Below are 7974 nucleotides of genomic sequence, written 5' to 3' on the forward strand. Positions count from 1 at the left end.
GCCGCACGCGCCGCCCCTGGGCGTCGAATATGTCGAGCGCGATCGCGCCCGAGCGCGCGAGTCCGAAGCGAATGGTGGTCCCGGCGCCGGCGGGATTGGGCGCGTTCTGCGACAGGAAGCTGACCGCCGGAACCTCGCCCACCCCGGTGGTGCCGGTGCCATTCACCTGCACGTCGAGCGACGAAGCCGCGCCCCAGTTGCCGGCCGCGTCGTGCCCGCGCACCCACAGCTTCTGCGGGCCGAGCACGAAGTACTGGGTGTTGAGCACCAGCGACACCGCAACGCTGGTGGCGCCGTAAACGCCGTTCATCGGCGTGCCGCTGCCGGCCGCAGCCGGCGTCGGGCCGAACGACCACTCGGCCGCGTCTACCACGCCGCCGCCGGTGTTGGCGTCGCTCACCGTCGCGGTCAGCGCCGCGCTCGTGCCGCGCACCACCGGATTGGGATTGACGGCGATCGATCCCGGCACCACCGCCGGGCCTTCGACGTCACCGCCGCCGCGATTGATGGTGAAGTCGGCGGCGCTGGGATCCGAGGCGCGGAACGACGGCGAGCCGTTGTCCGAGATGCGCACGCGCACCCGCGCGTGCGTGGTGTTCGGCACGCCGCTCAGGTTCCAGACGTAAGGGCTCGCGCCCACGCCGGTCGCGACCGTGCTCCACGAGTCGCCACCGTCGGTCGAGTACTCGATCGTCCGGTTGGCGACGCTGAATCCACCGCCCACGCTCTCGGTCCAGGTGATGTTGGTGGTCGGCGTCGTAATGCTCTCGCCGCCGTTCGGCGAAGCCAGGGTCACCTGCGGGCGCTGCCGCGCGAACAGCCAGGTCAGCGTGCGGTCGAGGATGGTGTCGCGGATCGCGTCGGGCGAAGCGAACGGCGGCCTCATCGCGGTGAACTCGAGGAACTCGCTGACCAGCCGCGACGGCAGCCCCGCCCAGGTGCCGGTGCCGGGTGTCCCGTTGGCCATGTTGCTCTCCCAGCGGAGCACGTTGTTGTCGGGCGAGGCGTCGGTGTCCATCCACACGTAGTTGCCGGTGCCGGTGCCAGCGTTGATCGAGACTTCGTCACCCGCCTGGCCGGAGCCGAACGGCGAGTACGACACGCCGTTGGGACTCACGAACGGTCCCGAAATCGGATCGTTCAGCACGCCGTTCTCGGTCGCCCAGGTGGCGGGATCGGCGAGGAAGTTGGCGTGGAGCGTGTTCTGCAGCCACGCCGCGCGCGCCGCGCTGTAGCTCGGCGAGCTCGGATCGGCGAGGCCCCAGCCGAGATCGTGGCCGAGGATCCACAGCCGCCCGCCGCCGCTGAGATACGAATCGAACGCGCTCGCCTGCGTGTCGGAGACCGGCGGATAGTCGTCGATGCCGCATTGGAAGATCACCGCCTTGTAGGAGCGCAGTCCGCTGTTCTGATCGCCGAGCGCGGGATTGTCGGCGAGCGACCCCGACCAGATGTCGTAGTCGTAGCTGTCGTCGTTGAGCGAGCTCTGCCAGGTGATCAGGCGCTCGAAGCCGGCGTCGCCGAGCATCAGCAGCACGTCGCCCGGCGCCTTGGCGGTGAAGCGATAGTGGCCGCCGCCGCGGTCGTCGCGCGCCGAGCTGCCCGACAGGCTCACCGACTGCACGTCGTAGTAGTAGGTCTGTCCGGCGCTGACCCCGCTCACCAGCACCTGATGATGCGTCGCGTAGCCAATGGAATCCACATTGCCCAGCTCCAGCGCCGTCGTGGTTCCATAGATCACGCGCGAGGTCGAATTGCGGTCGGTGTCCCATGTGATGAGATTTCCGACCGGACCGAGAGAAGCGGCGTGCACGTTGGTGATCACGGGCGTCGAAAAGTCCACCGAGGCGTGCGCCACCATGATGGCGCTGGTCGTGGCGTCGCTGTAGTTGGCGGTGAGCCCGTCGCCGTTCGAGACCGACAGAACGCCGTCGGCCGCGGCCGGCAGCGTGGGCGCCAGATTGATCGAGCCGGTGTAAACGCCGCTGGCGCCCGTGAGCGTGACGGTTTCGCCGCCCGGCTCGGTGCTCGAGCTGACGTTTACGGTGACCGGCGGAATGACGTCGGTGTCCACCACCTGGAGCTGCATGGTGCTGCTCGAGCCGTACGAGGAGCGATCCATCGCCAGCGTGCCGGCGCCGTTGCCGACGCCGCCGGTGATGACGAGGCCGAACGGCTGCGGGCCCATCGGCACCGAGGGCGCCGCCACGCGCACCGTCCACACGCCCTTGGTCGGCGTCGCGACCGACACGCCCTCTTCGACATTGCGATTGTCGGCGACGCCGCCCTGCGCCGAATAGCCGCTCACCGCGAACGAGTTGCCCTTGTAGACCGTGGCGCCCTGGCTCACGGTGAGATCGAGATTGTTGACGAGCTGCACCGCCGCCGACGGACTCCCCGGGTAGTCGGTCCAGCACAGCGACACCTTGAGCGGTTGGGTGGTATCCACCACCGCCACCTGGTACTCGACGTACTGGCCGCTCTGCAGCCCCGAAGTGAAATCCTCGAGCAGCAGCTTGCGCTGATCGCCCGGGAAATAGAGCACGTTGTCGACGTCGATCCGGCCCCAGCCGATGTTGTTGTCGGGCGCGGTGAAGCCCATCACACCGTTGTCTGCCGAGTTGATCGCCATCGCCTTGAGTAGCGCGGCCGAAGGATTGAATCCGTTGCCCGCGGTCTTGGCGCCGGTCGGGTACCAGCCTTCGGTGAGGTACTGCCGGATCAGCGCGATCGCGCCGGTGCCCGAGGGCGACGCCATCGAGGTGCCGGTGAGTGAGATGTAGCCATTGGTGGTGGCGCCATTGGCCGAGAATACGCTCTGGCCCGGCGCGCAGACCGTGGGCTTCCGCCGCCCGTCGAGCGTTGGGCCGCGGCTGGTGCCGTTGTAGATCTGATTCTGGTTCGGGCCGTTGCGCACGCCGCCCATCCCGATGCAGTCCTTGGCGCTGGCCGGCGAGCCTACGGTGCCGCCGGTCGGCCCGCTGTTCCCGTTCGAGAACGAGATGAAGTAGTCGGGATGGTTCCACATGAACTGATCGACCTGCAGCGAATTGAGCGTGTAGGCGCCGTTCGAGGTCGAGCCCCACGAGTTGGAGGACAGTCGCGCCGCGCCGCCCGCGTTGCCGAGATACGAAGGCAGGAACAGGTCGTTGAGATCCGGGAACGGATCCACCGAGTTGCCGAGCGCGGTGCCCGAGATGTCCATGAAGTAGATCTTGCCGCCCTTGGCCATGCCGTCGCGCGGCGAAGCGTTCCCGACCGGATCGTCGGAGCCGATGAAGGTGCCGGCGGTGTGCGTGCCGTGATAACTGGCGGGCGCGTCGTCGCCGAACTCGACCGACGGATTATTGGAGCCCATCTTGTACGCAATCACCTTGCGGTGCGTCGGGTAGTCGCCCCACGTCGAGATGGTCACGCTGGAATCACGGAATTGATCGTGCGCGGTGGTGATGCCGGTGTCGGAGGTCATCACCACCTGGCCTTCCCCGTGAATACCCATGTCCCAGATACGGCGGCTGTTGCTGACGTCGGTCTGCACCACCCATTGCGCGTTGTCGTTCTCGATGGTGAGCGGCAGCACCGGCTCGATCCATGCCACGCTCGAAAGCCCGGCTGCGGCCGTCACCTGATCGCCGCGCGCGTCGAAGCGGATCAGCTTGTTGATGCCGTTGCTCGAGACGTCGGCGATCACCGCGCCCATGCCGGTCAGCGCCTGGGAGACCGCGGCGACTTCGGCATCGGGGAAGAGGAGCGCCGCGAAGCGCGCCGGCGCCGCAGCCGAGCGATCGACGCTCGGACTCAACTTGTAGGCCGGTTGCCAGTCGCCGATCCATGCCACCGAGGCGGCGGCCGCCAGGCGCGCGCGCGCGTCGGGCGAGAGGCGCACCAGATAGGCCTGATCCGGAATGTACGAAAACACGGCGCCGCCGACTTCGGCCACGGCGCGCAGCTCGGCCTCGCCGGGCGCATCCTTGAACTGCACCAGCACGGCCTGCATCTCACCTCCGCCCGGCATCGCCTCCGGCAGGCGCGAGACCGACAGCTCGGTCGGCAGCACCGGGGTCGCGGTCGCGGGCGTGAAATCGAAGCCGGCGGCCAGCCGGATGTGCGGCGAAGCGCCGCCAGGAATCGCGACCGCCGAGAGCCGCGCGTCCTCCGGGCTCGCGAAGGTCTCGGCGCGCTCGCGCTTCAGCTCGTCGGGCGCGAGCTGGCCGAGCACGCCGCGCACGAGGTAGGGCGAAGGCGCGACGCGATTCGAGAACTTGGGAATGGCGACGAACGATCGAACCGGAGCGAAATGCCATGCGCCCTGAGCGTCGCGCGCGCCCACCGTCCACCACCAGGTGCTCTCCTTCGTGATCGTGATGCCGAGATCGGCGAACGACACCACGCCGCGTTTCGTGGAACGAACGACCAGATCGGGAACGTTACCCGGCACCTCGCGCCACTGGCTCGGATCGAACTCGCGCGGCAGCAGTATGACGCGCAGATCGCCCGTGCCCCGCGGCGGTTCGATCGCGAAGACGATGGCGTTCTCGGCGAGCCGCTCGCCGGGAGCGGGCGCCACCAGCTGCGGGCGCAGGCGGTCCTCGAAGCGGCCGGCACGCGGCGTCGCCGAGGCGAACTGAGCGCCGAACGTGATCAGCCATGCGAGTGCTGCGAGGGTCTGGAAACCGTTGCGAATGTGGCGGCGGGAGAACGGCGGGGTGACCCTCTGCATGCTGCGATCTCCGGGGGAAGCGTGGGTGGTGTGACGGGAGGCGCGAGGCATAATGAAACCCCGAAACCCCCTCGCGGGTCCAGCCCCAAGCGTGCTCGAACGTCCGATTCCACCGGGTTTTCCGCAAAAGTCGTGCGGGATGCAACTCGGCTCAGTCTTGACTTGCCCCGGGGGGGTCGGCGAGCACTCCGTCCTGGAGTCGAGGGCGAGTCGGGCGGTAGGCTCGTCCCCATGAGATTGGCCGCGGCCGCCCTCCAGGCGGGTCTCGCGCTGCTCGGGATCGTTTCAAGCCTCGAGCCCGCCCATGCGCAGGGCACCGCGCGCTCGATGGACGTCGACGTGTCGGTCCGCTCCGCCGCCCTCGGCGGGGCCTCGACCGCGATGTTCTGGGGCGAGGAACGGAATCACTGGGCCAACCCGGCGGTGATGGGATACGAGACCGACATCCGGTACGTGCATGGTAACTCGCAGCTTCTTCCCAATCTCGCGCCGGACGTCCGCTTCATCACGGACGCGGTAAAGTTCGGCGGCGCCGGCATCGGGGTGGTGTTCTCGGGCCAGCCGTACGGCCACGGTGGCGTGGATCTCGAGTACGGGCCGTCGGTGATCTTCGACCCCGGCAATTTCATCGGGACGTTCGACAGTTACGAGCACGTCCATTCCTGGGGTTTCGGAGTCAACGCGCTCGCAGCCCTCGACGCGGCGCTTCACCTGGGCGGCGGTGCGGTGCGGATGGCGCGTTGGGCCGACGTGTCGTTCGGCATGAATTTCAAGGACACCCAGGTGGTATTCGCGCCCGACTTCCAGGGGAGCGCCACCACGCGCGACCACGGGTTGCTCGTTCGGATCACGCCGTTCGACGGTCTCGAGAGCTCCGACTCAGCTCCCCTTCGCGTCGAGCTCGCGATCGGCTACTCGAGGATCAACGACGATGACAACGCCGGGGTCATATTTTCCGGCAGCTCCGTTCCGGAGCCGGTTTCACACCAGGAGCGGAAAGGAGTCGGCCTCCACCTCGCCGCGGACCCGATGCGCGGAAAGTGGCCACGCGACGGCGTGTGGAGCCTGCTCGGGCCGGGTCTCCAGCCGCTGGTCTCGGCAGGGCTCACCTACGATCACGTGGTCGTCACCCCGTCCGCGGGTGATTTTCGCACCGACGGATACGGATTCGAGCTCGCGCTGGCTCGCGTGTTCGCCATCCGTCTCGGCTACTACCGAGATCCGCTCGGCGATGTCGACGGCATGAGCTGGGGCTGGAGCGCGGGGCTCCCGCTCGGACGATGGGCGGGCGGCTACTACGAACAGGCCTCGTGGCCGGTGGCGCGTGACTCCGGTCTCGAGAACCAGAAGCGCGAAGCCGCCGGCGTGTGGCTCGACCCGGTCGCGATCTGGCGGTCGGCGCGGGGATCAGCCGCGCACTAGCACGGGCGCCGGCTCCCGTCCGACTCCATCGAGTCGGAGTCCTCCACGCACGCGCGGAATCACCTGCCCGGCGAAGCGCTCCATTTCCTCCAGCTGCGGGCTCATCTGCAGCAGCACCAGGTCGACGCCGGCGCGCTCGAACTCGAGCAGGCGTCCGGCGATCTGGTCGGGCGTACCCACCAGTCCCGCGCGAAGGCCCCGATTGGAGACCGAGTAGTCCTCGATCTCGAGCTTGCGCTCCAACTGGGTGCCGGCCACCCACTGGCCGAAGTTGGCGAATCCCGGCGCCCCGGGCCGCAACGTGGTGATGCGCCGGCGCTCGGCTTCGGCTTCTTCTTCGGTGTCGCGGCAGATGGCGTAAGCCGCGATCCCGAAGCGGAGCGGCGGCAGCCCTGCCCGCTCGCGCCGCGCGCCAAGGTCGGCGATCTTCGTGGCGATCCGCTCGGGCGGATCGCCGTGCATGAGATAAGCGTCGCACGAGCGCGCGATCAGCGACTTCGCGGCCTCGGACTCGCCTCCCGCGTAGAGCGTTGGGGGGGCGAGCGGCTTGGGCTCGAGAATCGTGCCGCGCACCTTGTAGTAGCGCCCCGAGTAGCTGAAGCGCGCCTCGCTCCACAGGCCGGTCACCACCGCGATCCACTCGGCGGTGCGCGCGTAGCGCTGATCGTGCTCGTCGAACTCGGCGCCGTACTGCTCGGCCTCGTCGCGCCACCACGAGGACACCACGTTGAGCGAAATGCGCCCGCCGCTCAGGTGGTCGAGGCTCGCCACCTGCTTGGCGAGAGGCCCCGGTGGATGAAACGTCGGACGCACCGCCACCATGATCTCGAGCCGCTCGGTGACCGCGGCCAGCGCCGCCGCCGTGGACCACGCGTCGAGCGACGGCGCGTCGACGCCCTTGATGTCATTGAGGCTCAGCTCGGCGATCAGCGTCAGGTCGTAGCCGATCTGTTCGCTGCGCTGCGCCAGGCGGCGCACGTAGTCCCAGCTCGCCGGCATGCCCTCGTCGGGCACGTTGCGCAGCCAGCCGCCGAACACCGGAAGCCAGTAGCCGAAGCGCAGGCTCATGCCGTGGCCTCCGCTTCGAGGTAGTCGGCAAGACGCGCGTGCGCGTCGAACCCCAACACGCGCGGCGAATCGGCGACGAAGTTGCTGAGCGCGTTGATGTCGTAGTAGTAGCGCTGGCCGTCGCGGGCGTCGATCAGGTATTCGACGCCGCCCACGTCGATGCGGGCCTCGCCCATGATGCTCTCGACCTCGGCGATGATCTCGTCGGGCGGGCGATAGGCCTCGACCTTCAAGCCGTTCTTGGGCGCGTCCACCGGGCAGGCGCTGCGCTCCAGCTCCTTGCCATCCAGGCCCTGGCAGATGTCGGCCGGGCACAGGTCGAAGCTCCCCGGGGTCGCGTAGACGCGAATGCCGTAGAGATACTTTCCGCCCAGCACCTCGACGCGCGTGATGCGACCCTCCTCGGCCGGAATGAACTCCTGCACCAATCCCGTGCTGTCTACCCCTAAGCTCCAGTCGTTCTCGGCCACCGCCGCGCGCAGCGCCTCGATACTCTCGAAGCGCCGGACCCCCGCGCCGCTGCCGCCGATGTTGGGCTTCACCGCGATCGGAAAGCGCAGACCGTTGGCCGCGGCCGGCGCGTCTTCGAGCGTGTGGATCACGCGTGTGCGCGGAAACGGCAGCCCGAGCTTCTCGAGCAGCGAGAGCTGCCGCGCCTTCGAGGTCTCGACCTGGAACGCGTCGTGGCCATTGATCACCCGCACGCCGAGCCTTTCCAGGTGTTCCAGCAAGTGCAGCGTGTAGAAGATCCCGTGGCCGTTGCC

4 protein-coding genes are annotated in these 7974 nt (G+C 68.4%); 1 reads left to right on the forward strand and 3 read right to left on the reverse strand.

What is annotated here, in order from left to right; all coding sequences use genetic code 11:
• A partial coding sequence (locus VMJ70_09930; protein ID HTO91440.1) for a S8 family serine peptidase occupies nt 1-4720 on the reverse strand: 4720 nt, incomplete at its 3' end.
• Nucleotides 4721-4951: 231 nt separating this feature from the next.
• Here VMJ70_09930 and VMJ70_09935 point away from each other — a divergent pair.
• Nucleotides 4952-6142: a hypothetical protein gene (locus VMJ70_09935; GenBank protein HTO91441.1), complete on the forward strand. Its 1191-nt coding sequence runs from the start codon at nt 4952-4954 to the stop codon at nt 6140-6142.
• Here the strand turns inward: VMJ70_09935 and VMJ70_09940 are convergent.
• Nucleotides 6128-7210, reverse strand: coding sequence for an LLM class flavin-dependent oxidoreductase (locus VMJ70_09940; protein ID HTO91442.1), 1083 nt, complete (start codon nt 7208-7210; stop codon nt 6128-6130). The two genes, VMJ70_09935 and VMJ70_09940, sit on opposite strands and share 15 nt — an antisense overlap.
• On the reverse strand, nt 7207-7974 hold a 768-nt coding region (locus tag VMJ70_09945; GenBank protein ID HTO91443.1), incomplete at its 5' end, for a hypothetical protein. The genes VMJ70_09940 and VMJ70_09945, both read right to left, overlap by 4 nt.

Source organism: Candidatus Sulfotelmatobacter sp., assembly GCA_035498555.1.
GTDB lineage: Bacteria > Eisenbacteria > RBG-16-71-46 > RBG-16-71-46 > RBG-16-71-46 > DATKAB01.

Coding starts and splice junctions, on each gene's coding strand:
- VMJ70_09935 (HTO91441.1), top strand. CDS start 4,952: ATGAGATTGGCCGCGGCCGCCCTCCAGGCGGGTCTCGCGCTGCTCGGG.
- VMJ70_09940 (HTO91442.1), bottom strand. CDS start 7,210: ATGAGCCTGCGCTTCGGCTACTGGCTTCCGGTGTTCGGCGGCTGGCTG.